This window comes from Streptomyces pinistramenti (assembly GCF_020564935.1).
Taxonomy (GTDB): domain Bacteria; phylum Actinomycetota; class Actinomycetes; order Streptomycetales; family Streptomycetaceae; genus Streptomyces; species Streptomyces pinistramenti.
The window spans coordinates 76,129-101,165 of sequence record NZ_JAJCXB010000020.1 but is presented as its reverse complement, the minus strand read 5'-3'; the positions used below and the strand labels follow the sequence as shown (position 1 = coordinate 101,165).

At 70.8% G+C, this 25,037-nt stretch carries 23 protein-coding genes; 10 read left to right on the top strand and 13 right to left on the bottom strand.

The genetic code is table 11. The annotated features are described in order from the left end of the window. Nucleotides 1-59 precede the first annotated feature (59 nt). Nucleotides 60-932, bottom strand: coding sequence for a hypothetical protein (locus tag LIU39_RS16640; RefSeq protein WP_227047493.1), 873 nt, complete (start codon nucleotides 930-932; stop codon nucleotides 60-62). A gap of 127 nt (nucleotides 933-1,059) precedes the next feature. After that, nucleotides 1,060-1,443 (bottom strand): hypothetical protein, encoded by a 384-nt coding sequence (locus tag LIU39_RS16635; protein ID WP_227047492.1) that lies wholly within the window; start codon nucleotides 1,441-1,443, stop codon nucleotides 1,060-1,062. Between the two features lie 591 nt (nucleotides 1,444-2,034). On the opposite strand from LIU39_RS16635, the gene LIU39_RS16630 reads away from it, so the two are divergent. Together LIU39_RS16630 and LIU39_RS16625 are read left to right on the top strand one after the other, a co-directional pair. Continuing rightward, nucleotides 2,035-3,660: an alpha/beta hydrolase gene (locus tag LIU39_RS16630; protein WP_227047491.1), complete on the top strand. Its 1,626-nt coding sequence runs from the start codon at nucleotides 2,035-2,037 to the stop codon at nucleotides 3,658-3,660. 255 nt (nucleotides 3,661-3,915) lie between these two features. After that, complete coding sequence (locus LIU39_RS16625; RefSeq protein ID WP_227047490.1) at nucleotides 3,916-4,332, top strand: SSI family serine proteinase inhibitor; 417 nt, start codon at nucleotides 3,916-3,918, stop codon at nucleotides 4,330-4,332. Between the two features lie 33 nt (nucleotides 4,333-4,365). Here LIU39_RS16625 and LIU39_RS16620 read toward each other — a convergent pair whose 3' ends face one another. From LIU39_RS16620 to LIU39_RS16600, 5 genes are all read right to left on the bottom strand, one after another. Continuing rightward, nucleotides 4,366-4,524, bottom strand: coding sequence for a hypothetical protein (locus LIU39_RS16620; RefSeq protein WP_227047489.1), 159 nt, complete (start codon nucleotides 4,522-4,524; stop codon nucleotides 4,366-4,368). Nucleotides 4,525-4,632: 108 nt separating this feature from the next. Continuing rightward, on the bottom strand, nucleotides 4,633-5,583 hold the full coding sequence (locus LIU39_RS16615) for a cytochrome c oxidase assembly protein (RefSeq protein WP_227047488.1): 951 nt from the start codon (nucleotides 5,581-5,583) through the stop codon (nucleotides 4,633-4,635). Between the two features lie 117 nt (nucleotides 5,584-5,700). Beyond that, entirely contained in the window at nucleotides 5,701-6,726 is a 1,026-nt protein-coding gene (locus tag LIU39_RS16610; protein ID WP_227047487.1) for a 6-phosphofructokinase, read from the bottom strand. Between the two features lie 164 nt (nucleotides 6,727-6,890). Further along, the gene (locus LIU39_RS16605; RefSeq protein ID WP_227047486.1) at nucleotides 6,891-7,619 is read right to left on the bottom strand and encodes a type 1 glutamine amidotransferase; all 729 of its coding nucleotides are present in this window, start codon (nucleotides 7,617-7,619) and stop codon (nucleotides 6,891-6,893) included. A 29-nt stretch (nucleotides 7,620-7,648) separates the two neighbouring features. Further along, entirely contained in the window at nucleotides 7,649-8,887 is a 1,239-nt protein-coding gene (locus LIU39_RS16600) for a MurT ligase domain-containing protein (RefSeq protein ID WP_227047485.1), read from the bottom strand. Between the two features lie 186 nt (nucleotides 8,888-9,073). On the opposite strand from LIU39_RS16600, the gene def reads away from it, so the two are divergent. Beyond that, the gene (gene def / locus LIU39_RS16595; RefSeq protein ID WP_227047484.1) at nucleotides 9,074-9,631 is read left to right on the top strand and encodes a peptide deformylase; all 558 of its coding nucleotides are present in this window, start codon (nucleotides 9,074-9,076) and stop codon (nucleotides 9,629-9,631) included. 5 nt (nucleotides 9,632-9,636) lie between these two features. Here the strand turns inward: def and LIU39_RS16590 are convergent, their stop codons facing one another. Then, nucleotides 9,637-10,284, bottom strand: coding sequence for a TetR/AcrR family transcriptional regulator (locus tag LIU39_RS16590; protein ID WP_227047483.1), 648 nt, complete (start codon nucleotides 10,282-10,284; stop codon nucleotides 9,637-9,639). A 162-nt stretch (nucleotides 10,285-10,446) separates the two neighbouring features. On the opposite strand from LIU39_RS16590, the gene LIU39_RS16585 reads away from it, so the two are divergent. After that, nucleotides 10,447-11,676: an acyl-CoA dehydrogenase family protein gene (locus LIU39_RS16585; protein ID WP_227047482.1), complete on the top strand. Its 1,230-nt coding sequence runs from the start codon at nucleotides 10,447-10,449 to the stop codon at nucleotides 11,674-11,676. A gap of 39 nt (nucleotides 11,677-11,715) precedes the next feature. On the opposite strand, the gene LIU39_RS16580 is transcribed toward LIU39_RS16585, so the two are convergent. After that, nucleotides 11,716-12,489 carry an alpha/beta fold hydrolase gene (locus LIU39_RS16580; RefSeq protein WP_227047481.1) on the bottom strand — a complete coding sequence of 258 codons (774 nt, stop codon included), beginning with the start codon at nucleotides 12,487-12,489 and terminating at the stop codon, nucleotides 11,716-11,718. Between the two features lie 411 nt (nucleotides 12,490-12,900). Here LIU39_RS16580 and gcl point away from each other — a divergent pair, with 411 nt between their 5' ends. Further along, nucleotides 12,901-14,682 carry a glyoxylate carboligase gene (gene gcl, locus LIU39_RS16575; protein WP_227047480.1) on the top strand — a complete coding sequence of 594 codons (1,782 nt, stop codon included), beginning with the start codon at nucleotides 12,901-12,903 and terminating at the stop codon, nucleotides 14,680-14,682. 28 nt (nucleotides 14,683-14,710) lie between these two features. Here gcl and LIU39_RS16570 read toward each other — a convergent pair whose 3' ends face one another. Beyond that, a complete protein-coding gene (locus LIU39_RS16570; protein WP_227047479.1) occupies nucleotides 14,711-15,982 on the bottom strand; it encodes a cytochrome P450 family protein in 1,272 nt (423 codons plus the stop codon). Nucleotides 15,983-16,071: 89 nt separating this feature from the next. On the opposite strand from LIU39_RS16570, the gene LIU39_RS16565 reads away from it, so the two are divergent. Beyond that, nucleotides 16,072-16,299 (top strand): hypothetical protein, encoded by a 228-nt coding sequence (locus tag LIU39_RS16565; protein ID WP_227047478.1) that lies wholly within the window; start codon nucleotides 16,072-16,074, stop codon nucleotides 16,297-16,299. Between the two features lie 717 nt (nucleotides 16,300-17,016). Beyond that, complete coding sequence (locus LIU39_RS16560) at nucleotides 17,017-19,401, top strand: MFS transporter (protein WP_227047477.1); 2,385 nt, start codon at nucleotides 17,017-17,019, stop codon at nucleotides 19,399-19,401. A 341-nt stretch (nucleotides 19,402-19,742) separates the two neighbouring features. On the opposite strand, the gene LIU39_RS16555 is transcribed toward LIU39_RS16560, so the two are convergent. Next, nucleotides 19,743-20,276, bottom strand: coding sequence for a GNAT family N-acetyltransferase (locus LIU39_RS16555; protein ID WP_227047476.1), 534 nt, complete (start codon nucleotides 20,274-20,276; stop codon nucleotides 19,743-19,745). Between the two features lie 171 nt (nucleotides 20,277-20,447). Then, nucleotides 20,448-20,906 (bottom strand): FadR/GntR family transcriptional regulator, encoded by a 459-nt coding sequence (locus LIU39_RS16550; protein WP_227047475.1) that lies wholly within the window; start codon nucleotides 20,904-20,906, stop codon nucleotides 20,448-20,450. Between the two features lie 374 nt (nucleotides 20,907-21,280). On the opposite strand from LIU39_RS16550, the gene LIU39_RS16545 reads away from it, so the two are divergent. From LIU39_RS16545 to LIU39_RS16535, 3 genes are all read left to right on the top strand, one after another. Continuing rightward, nucleotides 21,281-22,018, top strand: coding sequence for a DUF4232 domain-containing protein (locus LIU39_RS16545; protein ID WP_227047474.1), 738 nt, complete (start codon nucleotides 21,281-21,283; stop codon nucleotides 22,016-22,018). Between the two features lie 121 nt (nucleotides 22,019-22,139). Further along, nucleotides 22,140-22,595, top strand: coding sequence for a carboxymuconolactone decarboxylase family protein (locus LIU39_RS16540; protein ID WP_227047521.1), 456 nt, complete (start codon nucleotides 22,140-22,142; stop codon nucleotides 22,593-22,595). 427 nt (nucleotides 22,596-23,022) lie between these two features. Continuing rightward, a complete protein-coding gene (locus tag LIU39_RS16535; RefSeq protein WP_372463944.1) occupies nucleotides 23,023-23,796 on the top strand; it encodes a glucose 1-dehydrogenase in 774 nt (257 codons plus the stop codon). A 71-nt stretch (nucleotides 23,797-23,867) separates the two neighbouring features. Here the strand turns inward: LIU39_RS16535 and LIU39_RS16530 are convergent, their stop codons facing one another. Next, a complete protein-coding gene (locus LIU39_RS16530) occupies nucleotides 23,868-24,872 on the bottom strand; it encodes a ScbA/BarX family gamma-butyrolactone biosynthesis protein (protein WP_227047473.1) in 1,005 nt (334 codons plus the stop codon). Nucleotides 24,873-25,037: the final 165 nt, after the last annotated feature.

Here is a 25,037-nt window from a genome sequence, read left to right as displayed (position 1 = left end):
GTCTCCTCTTTTCCGCGCGCTTTCTGAGCGCGTGCCTCATGGCAGGGTTTCGCAAGGGGTCACAGGTTCTCCTCCAGTGCCGTACGGAGGCGGACGAGGAGGTCGACATCCGGTTCGGGGGTGGTCTCCAGCTCGGGCACCGGCAAGTGCCAGCTGGCCGTGGGCCGTTCCGCGCCGTCACCGGTCGTGCGCTCGTCCAGGTGCGCCCCGGGGTGCCGCCGGGGCAGGGCGCCACCCGAAGGCTCACCGGTCCTGTCCCTCGGCATCTGCACCAGACCGGCCGCGGCGAGCCGGCGGGTCTCCAGCAGCGTCAGGAACGCCGACTGCCCCAGGAGACGGGCGATTTCCTGCGGGGTGCGACGGCCGTCGGCATGGGCGAGCAGCCGCCGCTGCCACCAGGTGGTGACGTGGTCCCGGCCGCGGGGACGGGCGGCGACCACGGGCGCGGTGTCCACGGCGGCCCAGGAGTGCCACGCGTCGAGCAGGGCGCGGCGGCGCGCGGTCGCCCGCAGGAGCGCGTCGATGCCGATCCGGTGCACCGGGCCGAGCCAGTGGGTGGCGCCCGGGGTGAACGAGGTGCCGTCGGGCGGCAGCGGCAGGACGAAGAACGCCGCGTCCAGCAGCGCCGCCAGGTGGCAGATCTCCAGCTCGCCCCGGGTGAGCCAGCCTCCGCTGACCAGGGACCTGCCGCCGTCGGGCCGGGCGCCGGCCGCGTCGGCAGCCTCCTGCAGGCGGCGGGCAGGCACCCGTCCGGCCGCGGTGAGCCGGACGTCGAACCCGGGGGCCGCGCTGCACTCCACGAAGTACACCGCGCCGTTGAGCAGATAGACGCAGCCGCCGGGACCACGCAGCGCTCCGGTGACACGGTCGGCGGCCAACCGGTCGAGTACCCCGGCGGATTCGGGCGGGGGAGGAGGTGCGGGCAGGCCCATGGCTGTTCCCTAACCGTTGGGGCGGTGCGGCGGGCTGCGGCAGGACGGTGGGTGCCCGCGCACCCGCAGGATGCGCGCGGGGCCCTGTGGCGTGTCACCGGGACCGGGGAACACGCCCGTACCTCGGTCAGTCGGAGACCAGTGCGGCCGCCAGATCGCGCAATCGCATCCTTGCCACCGCGAGGTTGGCGCGTTCACGGTCCAGCCAGAGGTACAGGTACGTCTGGCTGTCGAACGCGGTGTGCACGAAGCGGATCAGGTGGTAGCCGCCGGACGTCGTGAGGATGAGGTCCTCCATGCCGGGGTCATCGGATCCCGCGCTGTCGAACGTGGTGTTGCGCATGACCGCTTGGACGACTTCGGAGGTGTCGGCGGCGGCCGCGTCATGGTCGTCGTGCGGCGCCCGGCCCGCCGTGCCGAGCGTCAGCCCGCTCGTCCAGTCGATCAGACCGGTTCCGAGCACACCAGGGATTTCCATCGCCTGGGACAAAGCCTGATCGATACCCGGCACCACGTAACTCCTTCTCGACAGCGGGAAACTGAGGCGAAAACGCCGACAGCCCTCCCTCGTAGCCGTACGTGGGAGAGCCTGTACGGAAGGTTACTCATCGTGGCGGCTCCGGCACATGCCCCAAGGGCATGTGCCGGGCAATTGACGCGTTCTCGACCCTCGGTCACGCACCCGCCCCGGTGGGGAGCAACCCCGGCGTACCGCACACAGGACACATACCCGCCGGGGCGCCGGACGGCACCCTTCCGCACCCCGAAATCCCGGCAGGTTACGGCCCGTTGGCCCGCAGTCGCCGCGCCGCGGCGGCGGGCACGCATCGACTTCCAGCCGTCGGCCCGCCGCGCCGCGCACCTCGTGTCCCGGGAGACCCGCAGGTCCCATACGGCGGTCTTGTCGGGACGGACCCGGGATCCTGTCACGACGAGAGCGGCGATGCCTTTCCGCTCAGATCAAGAAAGGCCGGAATCCTACAGCTTGGTAAAGAATTGGTGGTCGAACCTGTTCAGACGGGGACAGGAGCAGACAGGATCCCCCTGTAGTTCTGTGATCATCGCCGCCACGGGCGGCGCACCATGCAGGGGGAACCACCACGTGAGAAGAACAGCAGCACTCGGCGCCGCCGGCACCCTGGTGACCGGCACGCTCCTCGCCGGAGCGATAGCCGCCACACCCGCCAGCGCGGGCGAGCGGCAGCACGGCGCATCGGCCGAAGCGCGCGGCGTACGGACCGCCGCCGCACGCGCGGCCGCCCAGGGCATCGACTGGCAGGACTGCCCCGCCGACTGGGGCCTGAAGACACCCATCCAGTGCGGTTACGTCACCGTCCCCGTCGACTACGCCAAGCCCAACGGCCGCACCATCAAGATCGCCGTCGACCGGGCCCGCAACACCGGCGGCGCGAAGCAGCGCCAGGGCTCCCTCCTCTACAACCCCGGCGGCCCCGGCGGCTCGGGCATGCGCTTCCCGACCCGCAGCACCGGCCAGAGCGCGCTGTGGAAGAAGACCGCGGCCGCCTACGACTTCGTCGGCTTCGACCCGCGCGGCGTCGGCCACTCCGCGCCGATCTCCTGCGTGGACCCGCAGGAGTACGTCAAGGCGCCCAAGGCCGACCCGGTGCCGGACAGCGAGGCGGACAAGCGCGCCCAGCGCAAGCTCGCCAAGGAGTACGCCGACGGCTGCGGTGAGCGCAGCGGCGGCCTCCTGCCGCACATGACGACCCCCAACACCGCCCGCGACCTGGACGTCATCCGCGCCGCGCTCGGCGAGAAGAAGCTCAACTACCTCGGCGTCTCCTACGGCACCTACCTCGGCGCCGTCTACGCCACGCTCTTCCCCGACCACGTCCGCCGGATGCTCGTCGACAGCGTCGTCAACCCCTCGCGCGAGAAGGTCTGGTACCAGGCCAACCTCGACCAGGATGTCGCCTTCGAGACGCGCTGGGGCGACTGGAAGAAGTGGGTCGCCAAGAACGACGCGACCTACCACATCGGCGACACCCCGCAGAAGGTCCAGGCGCAGTGGGAGAAGCTGCGCGCGGCCGCCAAGAAGAAGCCTATCGGCGGCCTCGTCGGACCGGCCGAACTGACCGGCTTCTTCCAGAACGCTCCGTACTACGACTCGTCCTGGGCCCCGGTAGCCCAGGTCTGGAGCGCGTACCTCGCCGGCGACGAGAAGCCGCTGGTGGAGAAGGCCGGACCGGACCTCAAGGACACCGCGGGCAACATCGCGTCCGAGAACGGCAACGCCGTCTACACGGCCGTCGAGTGCACCGACGCCAAGTGGCCCGCCAACTGGAAGAAGTGGGACCGCGACAACACCCGGGTGCACGCCAAGGCCCCGTTCATGACCTGGTCGAACGCCTGGCTGAACCTGCCGTGCGCGACCTGGCCGGCCAAGCAGCACACGCCGGTCGACGTCAAGACCGGCAAGGGCCTGCCGAGCGTGCTGATCGTGCAGAGCACCCGCGACGCCGCCACCCCCTACGCCGGCGCCGTCGAGCTGCACAAGCGGCTCAAGGGCTCGCGCCTGATCACCGAGCGGGACGCCGGCTCGCACGGCGTCACCGGCCAGGTCAACCCCTGCATCAACGACCGGGTCGACGCCTACTTCCTGCACGGGACGACGGACGCGAAGGACGTGACCTGCGCCCCGCACGCCACACCCGAACCGGCCAAGGCGACGGCCAAGAGCGCCTCCGGAGCGCAGACCGCCTCCTGACACCTCGTCACCACCGGACACCGCGCACGGGCGGCCAGGACACCACCTGGCCGCCCGTGCCACGTCCTGGCCCACGCCCAGCGGCGGACTCCGGCGCGGGAGGGCCGTACGGGCGAGCGCACGGCGTGGCCGCTTGCCCGTCGGCGCGGTACGGGATGCCCTGACCCCGTACGGGCGGGGGCCCCACTCCGGCACCGGACGGCGGGCGGCCCCGTACCGGCACTCGACCCCGCCGAGCGTTCCAGGAGACCCACCATGTCCGTCAGCCGCCGACGCCGCCTGGCCCGTGCCGCGGCCACCATCACCGCCGCCGTCGTGACCGCACTGGCCGTCGCTCCGCCCGCCCCCGCCGACGCCGCCGAACCGCGAGCGGACGAAGGGCTCTTCCTCACCGTCTCGGGCGCGGAGGAGACCTGGATCCGCGGCGTACTGCTGCGCTGCCCGGACACCGCGGGCCACCACCCGCACCACGATGCCGCCTGCTCCGAACTGATCTGGGCGCGCGGCGACCTCGACGCGCTGCACGGCGAGCCGCATGCCTGCACCAAGGAGTACGACCCGGTGACCGTCGGCGCCCGCGGCACCTGGCGGGGCGCGCCGGTGGAATGGCGCCGGACCTTCGCCAACGCCTGCACCATGGACGCCGCCACCGGGTCCGTCTTCCGCTTCTGAAGCGGGCCGCCGCCACCCGGCACGGGGACGTGCTCAGGCCCGCCGCGCGGCCACCATCCCGCCGGTCACCACGGCCAGCACCACCCAGGCCAACCAGACCCAGCCGTTACCGCCCAGCGCCACGGTGTAGGCGGTCGCCACCACCAGGCCGGCCACCGTGCACACGGCCATCGTTCGCGCAGATCCGGGCATACCCGCAACCTCCTCACGGCGGCCCGTGGCGGCAACGCCACGGGCCGCGGCCATGGGACCATCGTCCCCGGCCGCGGCCCGTGCCGCCAGCTTCCGCCCGTGGGCAGGTCAGCGGCTGCGTGCGTGCAGCGACGCCAGATACGCGTTGTAGTCCGCCAGATCCTTGTCGCCGTTGCGGTCGGCGGCCCGGTCGGTACGCAGCGACTGCCGCTCCTCGGACTTGTACCACTGGAAGACCAGCGCGATCAGCACCACCACCGACGGGATCTCGCTGAACGCCCAGGCGATGCCGCCCGCGGCCGTCTGGTCGGACAGCGCATCGATCCCCAGCGAGAGCGGCGGATGCGTGTACGTCCTGACCATCGGCTCCGATGCCATCATCAGCGCGATGCCGAAGAACGCGTGGAACGGCATACCGGCGAAGAGTTCCAGCATCCGCATCACATAGCCCGGCCGGTGCGGCCCCGGGTCGACACCCATGATCGGCCAGAAGAACACCAGGCCCACCGCCAGGAAGTGCACCATCATCGCGATGTGCCCGGCCCGCGACTGCATCAGGAAGTCGAAGAGCGGCGAGAAGTACAGCGCGTACAGGCTCGCGATGAACAGCGGGATGGTGAACGCGGGGTGCGAGATGATCCGCATGTAGCGGCTGTGCAGCAGCGCCACCAGCAGCTCGCGCGGGCCCTTGCTGCCGCGTCCTGCGGTCGGCAGCGCACGCAGCGTGAGCGTGACCGGCGCGCCGAGCAGCAGCAGGATCGGCGAGAGCATGCTGATGACCATGTGCTGCACCATGTGCACGCTGAACATGACCATGCCGTAGTCGTTGAGCTTGGTGCACATCACCAGAGCCACGGTCAGCACACCCACGACCCAGGCCACGATCCGGCTCACCGGCCAGGCGTCGCCGCGCCTGCGGAGCCGCAGCACCGCCCAGCCGTACAGCGCGAGGCCCAGCAGGCAGCCGATGAGGAAGAACGGATCCCCGCCGAACTCCAGCCCCCGCCCCAGCGTGAACGGCGGTAGATCCATGTTCATGCCGTGCCCGCTGTGATCCATCCGCTCGCTCCTGATTCGTACCGATACTCCGGCGACCAGACTAGAACCGCCCCCGGCCGGAGCATCGGCCGGGGGCGGTTCGTACAGCGTGGAACTACTGCAGGTCGGGCGCGTCGGTCACAGCACGCACTCCGCCTCGGCGTAACGGTCGTCGGGCACGGTCTTGAGCGTCTCGACCGCCTCGGCGAGCGGCACCAGCGTGATGTCCGTGCCGCGCAGCGCCGTCATCATGCCGAAGTCGCCGCGGTGCGCGGCCTCCACGGCGTGCCAGCCGAAGCGGGTCGCCAGCACCCGGTCGTACGCGGTCGGCGTCCCGCCGCGCTGCACGTGCCCCAGGATGACCGCGCGGGCCTCCTTGCCGAGCCGTTGCTCCAGCTCCAGCGAGAGCTGCCGGGCGACACCGGCGAACCGCTCGTGGCCGTACACGTCCTTGCCGCCGACCTCGAACTGCATCGAGCCCTCGCGTGGCTTGGCGCCCTCGGCCACCACGACGATCGCGAACTTCTTGCCGGCCGAGAACCGCTCGCCGACCCGCGCGGTCAGCTCCTCGATGTCGAACGGACGCTCCGGGACCACGATCGCGTGGGCGCCCGCGGCCATCCCGGAGTGCAGCGCGATCCAGCCGGTGTGCCGCCCCATCACCTCGACGATCAGCACCCGCTGATGTGATTCGGCGGTCGTCTTGAGGCGGTCGAGCGCTTCGGTGGCGACCCCGACCGCGGTGTCGAACCCGAAGGTCACGTCCGTGACGGCGATGTCGTTGTCGATGGTCTTGGGCACGCCGACGATCGGCAGCCCGGCGTCCGACAGCAGTCGCGCGGCCTTGAGGGTGCCCTCGCCGCCGATCGGGATGATGGCGTCCAGGCCCAGCTCGGCGACGTGGCCGCGGGCGCGTTCGACGCCGTCCCGCAGATGGGCGGGCTGCACCCGGGACGATCCGAGGATCGTGCCGCCGCGGGCGAGGATGCCGCCGACCGCGTCGAGGTCGAGCTTGCGGTAATCGCACTCCAGCAAGCCCTTCCAGCCGTCGCGGAAGCCGATCACCTCATCGCCGTGATCGGCTGTGGCGCGGTGGACGACGGAGCGGATGACGGCGTTGAGACCGGGGCAGTCGCCGCCGGAGGTGAGTACACCAATACGCATGCCAGCAAAACCCTCTGCAACTCAACCGGGGGCCCGGACCCCGTCGTCCGGTTGGATCACGCTCACCCTACAAGCGCGCGGGCCCGGGGCACAGATACGCCCGCAGTGCGGGACTGCGGGCGCATCAAAGAGGGTCATTACGGGACAAAATCCCGAACGGGTCGTTATGCGGGCTGCGTTGCCGCGGCGATCCGCTCCTGGCGCAGCGCCTCGTACCAGCGGTCGTCGGCCGGCGGCAGCGCGTTCACGTCCAGCGCGAGCTTGATCAGCAGATCCGCGATGTGCGGGTTGCGCGCCATCACGGGACCGTGCATGTACGTGCCGAAAACGGTGTCGTTCCAGGCGCCTTCGTAGCCGTCGCCGACGCCGTTGCCCTTGCCGAACCGCACCTTCGCGAACGGCCTGGCCGTCTGGCCGAGATGCGTCACACCCTGGTGGTTCTCGAAACCGGTCAGCGGCGGCAGCCCCAACCGCGGGTCGATGTCGGCGAGTACGTCACCGACGCACCGCTCCGCCTCGCCGCGGGTGCTCACCACGTCGAGCAGCCCCAGGCCCTGCTGCTGCTCACCGAGGTCGTTGATGAACTCGTGGCCGAGGATCTGGTAGCCGGCACACACCGAGAAGACGATCGCGCCGTTGGACACCGCGCGGCTCAGACCGCCGTCGCGGATCAGCCGCTCGGCCGCCAGGCGCTGCGGCCGGTCCTCGCCGCCGCCGATCAGGTAGATGTCGCCCGACGTGGGAATCTGCTGGTCGGACCGCACGTCGAGACGCTGCACGTCCAGACCGCGCTGCCGCGCCCGCCGCTCCACCACCAGTGCGTTGCCCTGGTCGCCGTACGTGCTCAGCAGGTCCGGATAGATCCACACCAACCGCAGGCTGTTGTCACTCATTCTCGCTCGTCCTTGTCCGTGCATCGCCATCAGTTGCCCACGCGCCGGCGCAGGTCCTGGAAGGCCGTGTAGTTGGCGATGATCTCGATCCGTCCGGGCGGCGCCATCCGCACCGCGTCGTCGAGGCTCTCGCACACCTCGAAGTCGAGCCCCGCGACCTCCAGGCGGACCGCCAGGTCCAGCTTGCGGTCACCGAGCACGAACAGCGGGTGCCCGGCCAGCCTGGTGTAGTCGACGTCCCACAGCCAGGACGTGTCCGTGCCGTCCGCGCCGCGGGCGTTCACCGACATGATCACCGGGGTCGGCGGCGGGTCGATCAGCGAGAACGTCTCCAGCCAGCCGGCCGGGTTCTTCGCCAGCAGCAGCCGCAGCTCCCGCTCCATGAACGTCACCACGTCGTAGCGTCCGGCCACCGCCTGCACGCTGTACATCCGCTCCAGTGCGACCTGCGGCGGCACCCCGAACGCGGCGGCGACGGCGGCCGATGTCGCCGCGTTCGCCTTGTTGGCGCGGCCGGGCAGCTGAAGCTTGATCGGCCAGGCGCTGCCGTGCGGATCCAGGACGTAGTCGCCGGACAGCGCCCAGCTCGGCGTCGGACGGCGGAAGCCGCACTCGCCGCAGAACCAGTCGTCACCGGGGCGCTGCATCACGCCGCCGCACGACGGGCACGACCAGGCGTCGTCCTTCCACTCCTGGCCCGCGGCGACCCACACCACATTCGCCGAGGACGAGGCCGCCCACACGATCAGCGGGTCGTCGGCGTTGGCGATGATCAGCGCCTTGGAACCGGAGAGCCCCTCGCGCCAGTGCTCGGCCAGCATGCGGGTCTCCGCCGCACGGTCGAGCTGGTCACGCGAGAGGTTCAGCAGCGCTATGGCCTTCGGCGTGACGTCCCGCGCCACACCGGCGAGGTACTTCTCGTCCACCTCGATCACGCCGAACTTGGCGTCCGATCCGCCCGCCAGCGCCGAGGTGATGCCGGCCGGCATGTTGGCGCCCAGCGCGTTGGAGACCACCGGACCGCCGGCCCGCAGGGCTTCGGCGATCAGCCGGGTCGTCGTTGTCTTGCCGTTGGTCGCGGACACCAGAATGACGTCCAAGTGCCGTGCCAGCCGGGCCAGCAGGTCGGGGTCGAGCTTGAGTGCCACCCGGCCACCGATCACCGATCCGCTGCCGCGGCCCGCCGCGCGCGATACCGCCGCCGCGGCTTTGCCCGCCGTCACGGCCAGCTTGGCCCGCGGCGACAGCGGCTCCGTGTTGCCTGCCATCGTCCTTGATCCTCCTTGCATCCGGCGCCCTCCTGCCCAGTGGGCTGCCGGTGGAACGCCCCCTCCGCGGTCGTCGACCGGCCGGAGGCTTCGGTCGGGGATCAGCCTATCGAGATCCGGCCGCAGCCCCGAACCCCGCCACCCGTGACGCGACATCCGGCCCCCCACGGACCGTACGCTTGCCCCATGCCCTCCCGCACCATCCCCGGCAGTACCGGCTGCCCCCGCCCCCTGCGCCTCCTCGGCGATCCGGCCATCGAAGCGCCCTGCCAGGAGGTCACGGCCTTCGACGGCGACCTGTCCCGGCTGATCGAGGACATGTTCGCGACGATGTACGCCGCCAGGGGCGTCGGCCTCGCGGCCAACCAGATCGGCGTCCCGCTACGAGTGTTCGTCTACGACTGCCCCGACGACGAGGACCGCCGCCACCTCGGACACCTCGTCAACCCGAGGCTCACCGGGACACAAGGGCCGGTCGTCCGCGGTCCCGAGGGCTGCCTCTCGCTCCCCGGCATCGAGGCCGGCACCCCGCGCCACGACGAGGCCGTGGTCGAGGGCTTCGACGCGAGCGGGGCGCCGCTGCGGGTGCACGGCAGCGGATTCTTCGCCCGCTGCCTCCAGCACGAGTGCGACCATCTCGAAGGCGGCCTCTACCTCGACCACCTCACCGGGCTGCGACGCCGCCGTGCGCTGCGCGCCGCGGCCCGCGCCCCCTGGGCGGACCGGGTGGCGGCCGGCCGTTAGGGCGCTCAGAAGCCGGGGCCGTCCGCCCGGTCCTTGACCGCGGCCAGCTGCCCCCACAGCAGATCGGTCAGGTGCTGCACCAACTGCTCGCGTGAACAGGGGCGTTCGCGCAGCCACCAGTCTCCGGCCGCGTGCATCATGCCGACGATCCCGTGCCCCCAGACGCGGGCCTTCTCCTCGCCGTCGGGACCGAGGTCGAGGCGCTCGCGGATCACCTCGGCCAGCTCCTCGCCGAGCCGGCGCAGCAGCGGAGCGGAGTGCCGCCCCACATCGAACCCGGACTCCGCGGGATTCTCCTCGTCGGCGGGGTGCATCAGGAACCGGTACACCTGCGGCCGGGTCTCGATCGCGACGAGGTAGGTGTCGAGCGTCGCCTCGACGCGGTCGCGGCGCAGTACGGGGGCGTCAAGTGCCGCCCGCAGCCCGGCCAGCAGCGCGTTGGTGTGCCGTACGGCCAGGGCACGGTAGAGGCCGCCCTTGTCCCCGAAGTGGCGGTAGAGGATCGGTTTGGTGATCCCGGCCTCGGCGGCGATGGCGTTCATCGACGCCCCCGGCCCGTCGCGCAGGACGATCCGTTCCGCGGCCTCCAGCAGCTCCCGCCTGCGGCGCTCGGTCGACGTCTGCCGCCGGCCGTCCTGTTGTGTGCTCTCCATGGTCGTGCTCCCCACCCTTGTGAATCCGTGGCGCTCGCGCAACGTAACACCCGTACCGCATGCCGGAATCGAGGCCGAGGGGAGTTGACATTCCTTACTGGCGAGTAACAGACTCCTGTTACCGTAAGTAACTCTTGAAAATGCCGCACCGCTGGAGGGGACATGGCCGAGTTCACCATGGAGCTCAACGACGAGCAGAAGGAAGTCCGGGACTGGATCCACGGCTTCGCCGCCGACGTCATGCGCCCCGCGGCAGCGGAATGGGACGAGCGCGAGGAAACGCCCTGGCCGATCATCCAGGAGGCGGCCAAAATCGGCCTGTACTCCCTGGACTTCTACGCCCAGCAGTTCTTCGACCCCACCGGCCTCGGCATCCCGATGACCATGGAAGAGCTGTTCTGGGGCGACGCCGGCCTCGCCCTGTCGATCGTCGGCACCGGACTGGCCGCCGTCGGCGTCCTGGCCAACGGCACCGAGGAACAGATCGGCACCTGGGTTCCGCAGATGTACGGCGACGCCGACGACGTCAAGGTCGCCGCCTTCTGCTCCTCCGAGCCCGACGCCGGATCCGACGTCGCCGCGATGCGCACCCGCGCCGTGTACGACGAGGCCAAGGACGAGTGGGTGCTCAACGGCACCAAGACCTGGGCGACCAACGGCGGCATCGCCAATGTCCACGTCGTCGTCGCGGTCGTCGACCCGGACGCCGGCTCCAAGGGTCACGCCTCCTTCATCGTCCCGCCCGGCACCCCCGGACTCTCGCAGGGCCAGAAGTTCAAGAAGCACGGCATCCGCGCCTCGCACACCGCCGAGGTCGTCCTGGAGAACGTCCGGGTGCCGGGTCACTGCCTGCTCGGCGGCAAGGACAAGCTCGACGAGCGGCTGGCGCGGGCCCGCGAGCGCGCCAGGAACGGCGGCGGCGAGCGCGTGAAGAACGCGGCGATGGCCACCTTCGAGGCGTCCCGCCCGGCCGTCGGCGCGATGGCGGTCGGCACCGCGCGCGCCGCGTACGAAGAGGCGCTGGAGTACGCCAAGACGCGCACCCAGTTCGGCCGCCCGATCATCGACAACCAGGGCGTCGCCTTCCAGCTCGCCGACATGCGCACCCAGATCGACGCCGCCCGCCTCCTGGTGTGGCGCGCCTCCTGGATGGCGACGGCCGGCAAGCCGTTCACCTCCGCCGAGGGATCCATGTCGAAGCTGTACGCCAGTGAGGTCGCCAAGAAGGTGACCGCCCAGGCCGTGCAGATACTCGGCGGGAACGGCTTCACCCGCGAGTACCCGGTGGAGCGGATGCACCGGGACGCGGCCATCTACACCATCTTCGAGGGCACCAGCGAGATCCAGCGGCTGGTCATCGCCCGCACCCTCTCGGGCATGCCGATCCGCTGACCGAACGCCCTGGCATGGGGCAGGCCCGGGGGCCGGGTCCTACGCCAGGGCGGCAGCGGCGGCGCGGGCGAAACCGTCCGGGTTGTCCAGCATCATGTTGTGCCCGCAGTCGGCCAGCGCCACCAACGAGACGCCGGCAGCGGCCAGTTCACCGGCCCCGGGCAGCGGCCCGTCGGCGGCGGGATACAGGAACGTCCGGGGGAGCGGCAGGCCGAGCAGCAGGGTGCGCATGTCCGGCCTGCTGCCGCGCACCAGGCCGACCGCACTGCGGTACAGCGCCTCCGGCCCCGCCAGGCGCATCGTCGCCCACCACTCGGCGCCCGCCGACTCCTGTACCTCGTCCCGCCCGTAGGACAGGAACTCCTCCTCGGTGTACGCGGCGATGCCGCGGCTCCCCGGGGCGCCCCGCAGCGGCTCCATCGGATCGAGATTGGCGTCGGCGAGCACCAGCCGCGACACCAGCCGGGGATGCCGCGCCGCGAGCACCAGCGCCACCGAGCCGCCCATGCTGTGCGCGATCACCTCCGCACCCGTCACCCCCGCCGAATCCAGCGCCGTGGCCAGCGCGTCGGCGTGCGATTCCAGCGTGTAGGCGAAGGCCGTCGGCCGGTCGCTGAGGCCGAAGCCGAGCAGATCCACCAGCAGCGAACGCGGCCCGGCGAGGAGCGGATGCGCCGCTGTCCCGCTCCAGTAGGCGGACGAGCTGGCGCCGAGCCCGTGCAGATAGACGCGTACGGGCCCGGCCGTTCCGTCGCCCGGATGCTCGATCCAGCGGATGCGGTCGCCTTCGGCCGTTGCTGCGGCACTGCGCACGGCGGGTACTCCTGACGTCGGACGAGACCCGGCCTGCCGCCGGGCAGTGGCCTGTGGCGGCCGCGCGTGAGGGTATCCGGTGTTCCGGCCCGGCGAGGCGGCGGGGTGCTCCCTACCGTCAACTCGTCTTGCAGCGGTCGTGGTTGACCATGCGTGTGCTCTCGCCTCCAGGTTTCGCATCCGTGCCCGTGGCTCCGCGGCGGGGCCGCCTGATGCCCGCCGGACGCCCGTCGCGCGGATCGCCGACGGTCTCTCTCGTGCGGCGGCCCGCTCGCGTCCCCTTGACGCGCACATCGGCGCGCTCTACTTTCCTTCCATAAAGCAAAACATTGATTCCATGATGCGGAATTGTAAAGGTCTGGCCTCTCCGGCCGGACCATGCCCCTGACAGATCGACGCAGGAGTACCTCGATGCCTCGCATGACAGCCGCCCGTGCCGCAGTGGAGATCCTCAAGCGCGAGGGCGTGACCCACGCCTTCGGAGTGCCGGGCGCGGCGATCAACCCCTTCTACGCGGCGCTCAAGGGCGGCGGCGGGATCGACCACACGCTCGCCCGCCACGTCGAGGGCGCCTCACACATGGCCGAGGGCTACACCCGGACCACCCCGGGCAACATCGGCGTCTGCATCGGCACGTCGGGACCGGCGGGCACCGACATGATCACCGGCCTCTACTCCGCGATCGGCGACTCGATCCCGATCCTCTGCATCACCGGCCAGGCACCGGTCGCGGTGATCCAGAAGGAGGACTTCCAGGCCGTCGACATCGCCTCGATCGCCAAGCCGGTCACCAAGGCGGCGACCACCGTCATGGAGGCCGCACAGGTCCCCGGCGTCTTCCAGCAGGCATTCCACCTGATGCGCTCCGGCCGTCCGGGCCCGGTCCTGATCGACCTGCCGATCGACGTCCAGCTGACCGAGATCGACTTCGACCCCGAGACGTACGAGCCGCTGCCGGCCTTCAAGCCGGCCGCGACCCGCGCCCAGATCGAAAAGGCGGTCACCCTGCTCAACGCCTCCGAGCGGCCGCTGATCGTGGCCGGCGGCGGCATCATCAACGCCGACGCGTCCGAGCTGCTGGTCGAGTTCGCCGAGCTGACCGGCACCCCGGTCATTCCGACCCTGATGGGCTGGGGCATCCTCGCCGACGACCACGAACTGAACGCCGGCATGGTCGGCCTGCAGACCTCGCACCGCTACGGCAACGCGAACTTCCTGGAGTCCGACTTCGTCCTCGGCATCGGCAACCGCTGGGCCAACCGCCACACCGGCAAGCTGGACGTCTACACCAAGGGCCGCAAGTTCGTCCACGTCGACATCGAGCCCACCCAGATCGGCAAGATCTTCGCCCCGGACTACGGCATCGCATCGGACGCAAAGGCCGCGCTGGAACTGTTCGTCGAGGTGGCCAGGGAGCTGAAGGCAGCGGGCAAGCTGCCCGACCGCAGCGACTGGGCCGCCGCTACCCAGGAGCGCAAGGCGCAGCTCCAGCGCCGTACGCACTTCGACAATGTGCCGATGAAGCCGCAGCGCGTCTACGAGGAGATGAACAAGGCGTTCGGCCCGGAGACCCGCTACGTCACCACCATCGGCCTCTCCCAGATCGCCGGCGCGCAGATGCTGCACGTCTACAAGCCGCGCCACTGGATCAACTGCGGACAGGCGGGCCCGCTCGGCTGGACCATCCCGGCCGCGCTGGGCGTCGCCACCGCCGACCCGGAGACGCCCGTCGTCGCGCTCTCCGGCGACTACGACTTCCAGTTCATGATCGAAGAACTGGCCGTCGGCGCGCAGCACAGGATCCCCTACGTCCATGTCCTCGTGAACAACGCCTACTTGGGCCTGATCCGCCAGGCGCAGCGCAACCTCGACATCAACTTCCAGGTCAACCTGGAATTCGAGAACATCAACACCCCCGAACTGGGCGTCTACGGCGTCGACCACGTCAAGGTCGCCGAGGGCCTGGGCTGCAAGGCGATCCGGGTCACCGAGCCTGACCAGCTGCTCGCGGCCCTGGAAGAGGCCAAGAAGCTCGCCGCCGAGCACCGCGTGCCGGTCGTCGTCGAGGCGATCCTGGAGCGGATCACCAACATCTCGATGAGCGGCAGCGACATCGCGAGCGTGAACGAGTGGGAGGAGATCGCGACCGAGCCGGGCCACGCACCCACCGCGATCAAGCCGCTCAAGGTCTGACACCCGGCACTGCGGCGTGTGCGCCCCGTTACCGTCCGCTGTCGCGCCGCTCTGGGATCGCCGGGCCCACGTCCGGCCCCAGTGCCACCGGGAGCCGCGCCGGCCCGCGCATCAGCCGCGTACGCCGCCAGGTGACGTCGTCCAGGGTTCCGGCCGGACGCATCCCGGGGAAGCGGTCGAGCAGCACACCGAACGCGATCCGGGCCTCGACGCGGGCGAGCGGGGCACCCAGGCAGTGGTGCGGGCCGTGACCGAAGGCCAGGTGTCCGGTCGCGCGGCCCGGTCGTACGGCATCGGGCTCGGCGAAGCGGGCCGGGTCGCGATTGGCGGCTCCGGGCGAGACCAGTACGACGTCGCCGGCCGCGATCCGTACCCCGCCGAGCGTGAACGGCACCGTCGCGTAGCGGAACGTCGCGGTGGTGACCGGGGAGTCGTGGCGCAGGAATTCCTCCACGGCCGCGGGCAGCAGCGTGGCGTCCGCACGGAGCCTGGCGCGCAGCGCGTCGTCGTGCAACAGCACCAGCATCCCGTTGCTGATGAGGTGGGTGGTCGTCTCGTGTCCCGCAACCACCAACAGGACGGCCAGCGAGACCAGTTCGGGTTCGGTGAGCCGGTCCTGCGCATCGCGTGCGGCGATCAGGGCGCTGAGCAGATCGTCGCCCGGGGCCGCCCTGCGCTGCGCGATCAGCTCCGTCATGTAGTCGCTGATGGCGTGGGACGCGCGGTCGACGGTGTCCGGCGCCGCCGCGGCGAACAGGTCGTGGGACCAGTGGCGCACCGCCGTCCGGTCGCCCTCCGGGACGCCCAGCAGCTCACTGATCACCGCGATCGGCAGGGGCGCGGCGAACTCCTCGACCAGGTCGGTGCAGCCGGGCCCGGCCGCGTCGGGGCCGGTGGGGCGGGACGCGTCCCGGGCCCGCATGTGCCGCGCCAGCTGCTGCGCGATCTCGTGGATACGGGGTTCGATGCGGGCCACGGCCGCCGGGGTGAACGCCGTCATCGCCAGTCTGCGCAGGCGTCCGTGGTCCGGCGGATCGGTGGCGAGCATCGTCCGGCTGACGGCGGGCGCCAGATTCCGGGCGGAAGGGCGGTCCGCGAAATAGCGTCCGGTGTCCTTCGACAGCCTGGCATCGGCCAGCGCCGCGCGCGCCTCGGGCCACCCGGTGACGATCCAAGTGGTCCGGCCTTCGGACGCCCGCACCCGCTGCACGGGGCCGCGACGGCGCAGCGCGGCGAGCGTGGGGTAGGGGTTCCTGGAGAACTCGGCTGAGTCCATCGGGCTGTTCGCGTTCGGCCTCATGCCTCCATGATCCGGGTCGGCCGATGGTCGGCACACACCGGATCCGCTGCCGACATGCGCGGGCGCGGCGCCCGGCGCACGCTGGACCCATGACCGAGCATCCGCCAGTCATCGTGCATCCGCCGACACCCTCCGGTGGGCGACGGGTCACCGTGCGCGGGCAGATCGTGGGCCTCGCCCACGGACGCGGCGATGTGGCCGAGTTCCTCCGCCGGGCGGGCTTCTGCGAGCCGTCCGACGACATCGCGCTCGACGACCCCCGGCTGATCGAGTGGCGCGGCGGCGACCTCGACGCATGGCCGATGCCTCCGGCTTGACGCCGACGAGCCTCCGGCTTGACGGCTGACGGGTGCGGCGTGGTGTGCGTAGCTGTCGCCTTTCGGGGCGGCGTGCCCTCCGGGAGGCGCGTTGTGTGCTTTCCGGGCCGTGAACCGATTGTCAGTGGTGTGCTGTTGACTGGAGTCATCGTCTTCACGGGCATCCGGACGGGCGCGGGCATCCGACGGTGCGCGGGCAGCGGAGCGGGTGTCCGGGGCAGACGCAGGAGCGGAGCCGGAGGCGACGCCGAAACCGGGGGAGCAGCGATGAATGACGGAAACACGGCGGTGTGGTGCGGGGCGCCCGGGGTGTCCCCGAGTGTCCCTGGCGGTGATCGAGATCACCGGCGTCTCAGGACGCGGAGACGGCTGCGCCGGAATACCGATCCGGCGTAAAACGTTCGGCATGCACGTACTACGGCATGCAGATGCCAGGCGCTCAGAACCCTAGACACCGCGGCACCGAAGTCCGCAGCGCACCGCACGCTTCCGATTCCGCGAACCACTCACCTCACTGTTGCCCGTCCCGTGCTCCGGCCCTGCACTCCGGCGGCGCGCGGCCGGCCGGTGTCCCGTCGTCGGCCTGCCATGTGACGGCGCGTGCACCACGGCCCCGCCGCCGTCCGGCCCGAACTCCGTGAGCATCCCGAGCCTTTGCCCTGCGCCGTGCCCGTTCCACCCGACCAGATCCGCTCCCGATGCCCGGAGGCCGCACGCATGACCCAGACGACAACGGAACAGCCGCCCGGGAGGACGGCGACCACCGCCGCCACACTTCCGGTGTCCGAGCCTGCCGCCGGGGGCCGGCACCGCAGATCCGGCGGCATCGTCCCCGTTCTCGCCTTCTCCGGCATCGTCGTCGCCGTGATGCAGACGCTGCTCGTGCCGGTCATCAAGGACCTGCCGACGCTGCTCAACACGGACCCGAGCAACGCCACATGGGTCATGACGGCCACCCTCCTCGCCGGCGCGGTCGCCACCCCCATCATGGGCCGGCTCGGTGACCTCTCCGGCAAGCGGCGGATGCTGCTGGCCAGCCTCGCCGTCATGGTCATCGGCTCGCTGATCTGCGGCTTCACCAGCGACCTGATCACCATGATCGTCGGCCGCGCCCTCCAGGGCTTCGCCATGGGCGCCATCCCGCTCGGCATCGGCATCATGCGCGACGAGCTGTCGCGCGAGCGGCTCGGCTCCGCGATGGCCCTGATGAGCTCATCGATAGGCGTCGGCGGCGGACTCGCGCTGCCCGCGGCGGCCCTGGTGGCCCAGCACGCCGACTGGCACGCCCTGTTCTTCGGCGCCGCCGGCCTCGGCGTGCTGTCGATGCTGCTCACGCTCTTCTTCGTCCCCGAGACGTCCGTCCGGGCCCGCGGACGCTTCGACGTCCTCGGCGCCATCGGTCTCTCCGCGGGTCTCGTCGCGCTCCTCCTGCCCATCACCAAGGGCAGCGACTGGGGCTGGAGTTCGCCCACGACCCTCGTCCTCTTCGGCGTCGCCGCGCTGGTCCTGGCGCTGTGGGGCGTGATGGAACTACGCATCAGCGATCCGCTCGTCGACCTGCGCACCACCGCCCGCCGCGAGGTGCTGCTCACCAACATCGCCTCCATCACCGTCGGCGTGGCCTTCTACGCGATATCCCTGGTGCTCCCGCAGCTGCTGCAACTGCCCACGTCGACCGGTTACGGCCTCGGCAAGTCGATGGTGGTCGCCGGCCTGTGCGTGGCACCGCTCGGCCTGACGATGATGCTGATCGCCCCGCTCTCCGCGCGCATCGCCGCCCGCCGCGGCCCCAAAGTCTCCCTGCTGCTCGGCATGCTGGTCATCGGGATCGGCTACGGCGCCGGCATCGGCCTGATGAACGCGGCCTGGCAGACCGTCATCATTGCGGTGATGGTGGGCGCCGGCATCGGCCTCGCGTACTCCTCACTGCCCGCGCTGATCATCGGAGCCGTCGACCCCTCGGAGACCGGCGCGGCCAACGGCCTGAACACCCTGATGCGTTCGATCGGAACCTCCGTGTCGAGCGCCGTCATCGGCATGGTGCTCGCGCACATGTCCCAACCCATGGGGCCCGTCACGGTGCCCACGATGGGCGGCTTCCGGGTCTCCTTCATGATCGCCACCGGCGCGGTCGTGATCGGCCTCGTGGTCGCCGCGTTCCTGCCCTCACCACGGAAGGCATCCCGCCCGACCCTGGTCGCACAGAGCACGAACGAGACGGACGACGCCCTCGGCACCGCGGCCTCCCTCCCGGCCCCGGGCTCTGCTCCCGCGCAGACCGGTGAACCCTCCTTCCCCGGCCGGGAGACGGGCGCCGACGGAGAGACCCACGCCGGTTTCCACGGGCGGGTACGGGACTCGGCAGGCGCGCCCGTTGCCAGGGCGAGCGTCACGCTCATCGACCGGCAGGGCCGGCAGGCCGGCGTCACCACGACCGGCGGTGACGGCCGTTTCGCCGTCACCGCGCCCCGACCGGGCACCTACGTCCTCACCGGCGCCGCAGCCGGATACACCCCGCACGCCGTATCGGTCGGCTACGAGGCGCACGGCGCACCGGCCCCCGTGGAGCTGGTCCTCGCGGGCACCGGACGACTCGGCGGCACCCTGCTCGGCGGCCCGGAGGGCACCGCGCTCGCCGACGGCAGCGCCGTCGTCACCGATGCCCGAGGCGAAGTGGTGGCGCGCGCGACCACGGACACCGAAGGTCGCTGGGAGGCCCGCGAACTCCCGCCCGGCGCCTACACCTTGGTGCTGAGCGCCCCCGGCCACCAGCCGGAGGCACGTCCCCTCGACCTCACGACCGGCGTCCCCGAGCGGCAGGACACCCGGCTCCGGCCGACGGCCGCCGTGCGCGGCACGGTCCGCGGCCCGGACGGCGCCCCGGTGACGGACGCCGCCGTGACCCTCCTGGAGGACGGTACGGTCACCGCTCACCTCGTCACCGGCCCGGACGGTGCCTTCGCCTTCTCCGAGCTGAGCGGCCGCGATTACACCCTGACCGCATCCGGCTATCCGCCCCAGGCCGCGCCCCTGTCCATCACCGGCGGCGGCTACCACGCCCTCGACCTGGACCTGATACAGCCGTCCCGCGACGCCGACTGAACCGGCCGTTCCGGGTTTCGGCGGCCCTGACTGTCGAAACCCGGAAGGACGTAGCCGCCGCCCTGTCCTGCGTTCCCTCCCGCCGTTTCCCGGCGCCCTGGTCCTTGAGTTCCGGCCCTGACCCTGTTCGGGGACGGACGGCGGGACGGGAAGTACGGGGGCAGGGATACAGGGCGGGAGCGGGAGTGCGGCGGATCGTGCTGGGCCCACTGTGCCGAACTGTCCGTACAGGCACGCCGGTCCGGTCGCCCGTCGGCGGGACGGGCTTCGTCGGGCGGCAAGACCACGGTGGCCGGCCCGGTCCGCCCCGTCTGACCCGCCCCGCCCCGTACACCGTCCTCTCAGGCTTGGTACTCGGTCAGGTCGATGCCGTGGATCTGCAACATGTGGTCGTACGTGGGGTGGGTGATGGTGCGCTCCGGTGTCATGCCGAGCTTGCGTGCCACGTTCGCGGAAGCGGTGTTGTCCACCCGGTTGATGGCGATGACGCGGTCGAGGCCGCGGTCCTGGAGGGCGAATTCCAGGACGGCGTGGGCCGCTTCGGACGCGTAACCCTGGCCCCAGAACTGGCGGCCGAAGCGCCAGCTGATCTCGATGTCGGGGGTGACCTCGGGAAGGTCATGGGGCACCGAGAGGCCGGCGGCTCCGGCCAGTTCTCCCGAGGCGAGCAGTTCGACGGCGAACAGGCCGAAGCCCTCCTCGTCCCATTCCTCCTCCCAGCGCTCGATGGCGTCCGCGGTCTCGTCGAGGCCGAGCACGCTGCCGTCGCCGATCCACTGCATGACCGCCGGGTCGGCATGCATATCGGCCAAGGGGGCGAGGTCGTCGTCGTGCCACTGACGCAGGATGAGGCGGGGGGTGCGGATCTCGGTCATGCCGCCCATCCTGTCGAATGCCGGGCCACAGCGGTAATCGGCCACCCGGCAGCCTGCCGACCCCGCCTGCCGGCCTGATGCGTCACCCCCTCTTCGTCGACCTTGTGCCGACGTGGCCGCCCGCCGTCCGGCCGTCCGCCCGCCGTCCTCAATCGACGCCTCCGGGGCCGTTCAGCGGTCCAGCAACTGCGCCAGCATCGCGTCGAGTTCGACCTGCAGGGTGCGGCTCGCCCCGTCCGCATCGCCTCGGATGGCGGCGTCCACCAGCCCGGCGTGGTGGGCGTCGCCGCGCTGCGGACCCTTATCGTGCAGGCCGCGCAGGTCGACGAGGCCGATCAGGCCCTGGCACAGCGCGGGCGCGAACTCCGTGAACGGATCGGTCAGTGCGGGGTTGTGCGCGGCATCGACGACGGCGGCGTGCAGCGTGACGTTCGCGTCGACGAACGCCGCGTTATCGGGTCCGTCCGCCGTCGCACGACGTGCTTCGAGCGCCGACCGCAGGGCGGTGGCATCGGCATCGGTGCACCGGGCCGCGGCCGAGCGGGCCGCCTGGACCTCGGCCATCGCCCGGACCTCGTAGACATCACCGGCACCTCCCGCCCCTCGGAACCTGTCCGCCGGGGAAGCCACGGCGTACGCACCTCGTCGGGCGCCGAAGGGCTTCCTCATGGGAGTAGACGCCCGCCAACTCCGGAACGTGAGATCGCCGTTCAGCAGAGTGTGCCGGCCACTCCGCCCCCTTCCGCCTCATGCCTTTGCCGCCCGTTCCCACCGGTGGCGTAATCGGACACCGCAGCGGAGGCGCCCGCCCGTGGTTCGGGCCATACTGCCCACGGCGATTGCGGGTGCAGCGGGGCGGCAGGGCACATGCTCTGCACCGTTAGTGAGGCGTTAGCGCTTCATTAGCGGGTCGGCAGCAACCTGGGTCACGCTGGAGACGCAACGGGACGAACCGTACGCACCCGCGCAACGAGGGTACGCACCCACCACAGAGGGGGAGACCCATGTCGCTCACCACCACTTCCCTCGGTCGCGGCCGCCGCGTGGCAGCCGGATCGTTGATCGCCGTCGTGGCGCTCATGCTCACGGCGTGCCAGAACGGATCGGATGCGGCCTCGCGTGCCCCCTCCGCGCCTTCCCCCTCGACGGCCGGGAGCGAAGGCGGCGGCGCGGCGCAGCCGTCAGCGAGCAAGGCGGGTCCGTCCGGTGAAGCGCAGCGGCCCTCCTCCGGTGCGCAGCAGCCGTCCGTGGGTGTCCGGCAGCCGTCCACCGGCCACGATGCCGCCACCAGCCCGACCGGCAACCAGGCGCACCCCACTCCGACGTCCGCGTCGGGCCGCTGTACCGCGGACGCCATGTCGCTGCGCCTGGGCGCCGCCGACGCGGGGGCGGGCAACATCCGCTACCCCCTGGTCTTCACCAACAACGGCAAGAAGACCTGCACCCTGAGCGGCTACCCCGGTGTCTCCCTGATCTCCCGGGACGGCTCGGCCGTCGGCAAGCCCGCCACCCGGGAGGGCGGCGCGGGCAAGGCCGTCACGCTGAAGCCGGGGCAGAGCGTCCACGCCCTGCTGCACACGCTCAATGAGGGCGTCAACGACACCGCGTGCTGGTCCGGCGCGCAGATCGTCTACGTCTACCCGCCCGGCTCGAAGGAGTCCATGACCACGCACAGCGGCAAGCTGAGGGTGTGCGGCGGCCGCTTCACCGTCACCTCCGTCGAGGCCGGTTCACTGGGCTGACCCGCCGTGCCCGTGGCGACGGCGCTGCCCGGCGTCCCACGGGACCGCGCCCGCCCCGCATGTCACATTCTTCTCCGCGGGATCCGTCAAGCAGTGAAGACGGAACCGAAGGAGAGCAATGATGCAGGCACGTATGAAGAACCCGGTCGAGGTCATTCCCGAAGCGCTGAAGCCCGTCCTGGCGGTGCTGGAGGCCGCGAAGAAGGGCGGCGTGCCCGAGCGGACGCTGGAGCTGGTGCACCTGCGGGCGAGCCAGATCAACGGTTGCGGCTACTGCGTGGACGGGGGCGCACGGCTCGCCAAGAAGGCGGGCGAGACCGATGAGCGCCTGTTCGCCGTGGCGGCCTGGCGGGAGACGCCCTACTTCACCGATGCCGAACGCGCGGCCCTGGCGCTCGCCGAGGCCGCCACCCGGCTCGCGGACCGGCCCGTAGCGGTGCCCGACGACGTGTGGGACGAGGCCGCCGACCACTATGACGAGAAGCAGCTCGCCGCCCTGATCCTCTGGATCGGGGTGACCAACCTCTTCAACCGCATCAACGTGACCACCAGGCAGGTCGCGGGCCCGGCCTGGTAGCCCACCGGGCGTTGCCGGACGGCGCGGTCACCGCACGCAGGAGGCGGTGGCCGCGCCGTTTCGTGTGGCGCCGGTTCCCTCCCGGTCGGCATACGCGGGGGCCCGGCCCCGCGAGCCAGCCGCTTGCCGGCCATGGCGTTCCGCCCCGGGAAAGAGACCATCCATGCCTTTTCCGTAGCACGCAGCGAGATCCGCGGATAAATACAAACTGCATGGTACGGAATGGAAGTCGCGCGCTGCCCGGTTTGTCGATCCGTAAGAGCAACTGAGAGTGATTAAGGGTGCGTGCGGATCGTGCGGAATCGCGGAACGGAGGGGAATCGGAGTGGGGTACCGCTTGGTCATGAGGCCGCCTCTGGAGCGGTGATCCAACCGGAAGGGGGTCGCCCGAGAATTTACTTTCGGGCCCATGGCAGAATGCCACTCCGTGACTATCAAACAAGGTCTACTCGTCGGCAAAGTCGTTCTGATCACGGGAGCCAGCAGCGGCATCGGAGCCGCCGCCGCGCGGGTTTTCGCGGCGGAAGGGGCGTCGCTCGTGCTCGCCGCCCGGCGGGAGGAGCGGTTGGCCGACCTGGCCTCTGAGCTGCGTGATAAGGGCGCTCAGGTGGCGTATACGAAGATGGACGTCGCACTGTCGGACGATGTCGGGCGGGCCGTGGACCTCGCGGTCGAGACCTTCGGACGGCTGGATTCGGCATTCAACAACGCGGGAATCGGCGGCGACCAAAATGCCATGCACCTGATGGAAGACTCCGTATACGACTCAATCATGGATACGAATGTGCGGGGTGTATGGAATTGCCTGCGCCATGAAATTCGCGTCATGCTGAATAATCCCGGTGGCGGTTCCATCGTGAACAACAGCAGTGTGGGAGGATTGCAGTCCATTCCTGCGGCAGCGCCGTATGTCGCGTCGAAACATGCGGTGGCCGGTCTGACAAAGGCAGCGGCTGCGGAATACGCGCGGCAGGGAATTCGCGTCAATAGCGTGGCGCCCGGAACCACGCGCAGCGAGAACATCACTGACTGGTTCGAGCGGAATCCTGAGCTGGAGGCCCAGCTGCATGCGGCCACCCCTCAGGGGCGTACGGCGAAGGCCGAGGAGATCGCGGAGGCGGCGGCCTGGCTGTGCAGCGACCGGTCGTCGTTCGTCACCGGTGTCGTGGTGCCGGTGGACGGTGGATTCACGATGGTGTGAGCGGAGTCTGACGCTCCGGGGGAGTGCGGGCGGCGGGCCCGGCATCCACCGGCCCGCCGCTTCCGCCTCCGTCAGCGGCTGCCGGCGCCGGTGAGTTCCGTGGTGAAGACCAGGTTGTCGCCCTGGTAGCCCGTCACCGACACCCGGACGCCGCCCTCGGACCCGTCGGTTCCGGCCGGTCCGCCGTCGACCGTCGCCTCGATCCAGCACGGCGCGTCGAATTCCACGTAGTGGCCGAAGGACGTCGTCGCCGACGTGGGGCGGAATGTACCGGGAGCGCCGCCGGCCTCGATCAACTGGGCGGCCTGGTGGGCGGCTTCGATCATTACCAGCCCCGGGACGTGGTCGACCGGGTGGTCGTAGAGGATGGTGTTGGAGAAATCGCACCGCAGCTGCCAGCGCCGCGGGTCCGCGGTCGGCGCAATCGCGACCTCGTCCTCGCGGGTACGGCCGACCCGGACGGGCGGCACCGGCTCGGGCAGCGGCGGCTGTTCGCTGACCGCGGCGGCGTGCGTGTCGCGGAGTCTGCGGTAGACCCGGGGGGCGATCCACTCGAAGTCCGTGGTGCCGGTGCCGATCCGGACACCGTCGAGAGAATGGATGTCCATGTGCAGACGCAGCCCGGTGAGGCGCTTGCCGCGGCGGCCCATCTCCGCGCACGAGACGCGCAGGACGAGGTCGATCGGTTCGTCCTGCGGCGGCTGGTAGTCCGCCTCGACGGTGAAGTCGAAGGCCCGCAGGAGCACCGCGTGATCCAATGGCGCGCCGAACTCTCCGTGCGCGAGCAGCAGTCCGGACTGGCGGATGGTCCGGGCCACCACCTGGGGGTCGTGGCGTACGCCGTCGCCGGTGGCGGCGCGCACGAAGCCGGGCCAGCGCGCGGAGATGGTGAACTCCATGTCGTCGAGCCGTTGCCAGCCGGTCAGCAGGACGGAATCGTCGAAGCGCAGGTGGAGGAATTCCTTGCGGACCTCGCGTACCTCGTTCAGCTCGGAGGCCACCCCTTCCGGGGCTGCCGATCGCCGTGTGCCGTGCGGCAGTTCGGTCTTGTCCGAGTGTTCCGGTATGCGCAACATGTGGAATTCGACTCCCCTGGGGCGGTGGTCTTCGTGCCGAACCGACGATACCGGTCCGATGCTAAGATACGTACTGCCCGGTTTTATTTTCAATGCGTCGATGAAGTTAATTAGAATTTCCGTGCTTCAGTCCGCCGGGGCACGAGCTCGACAACGGCAACATAT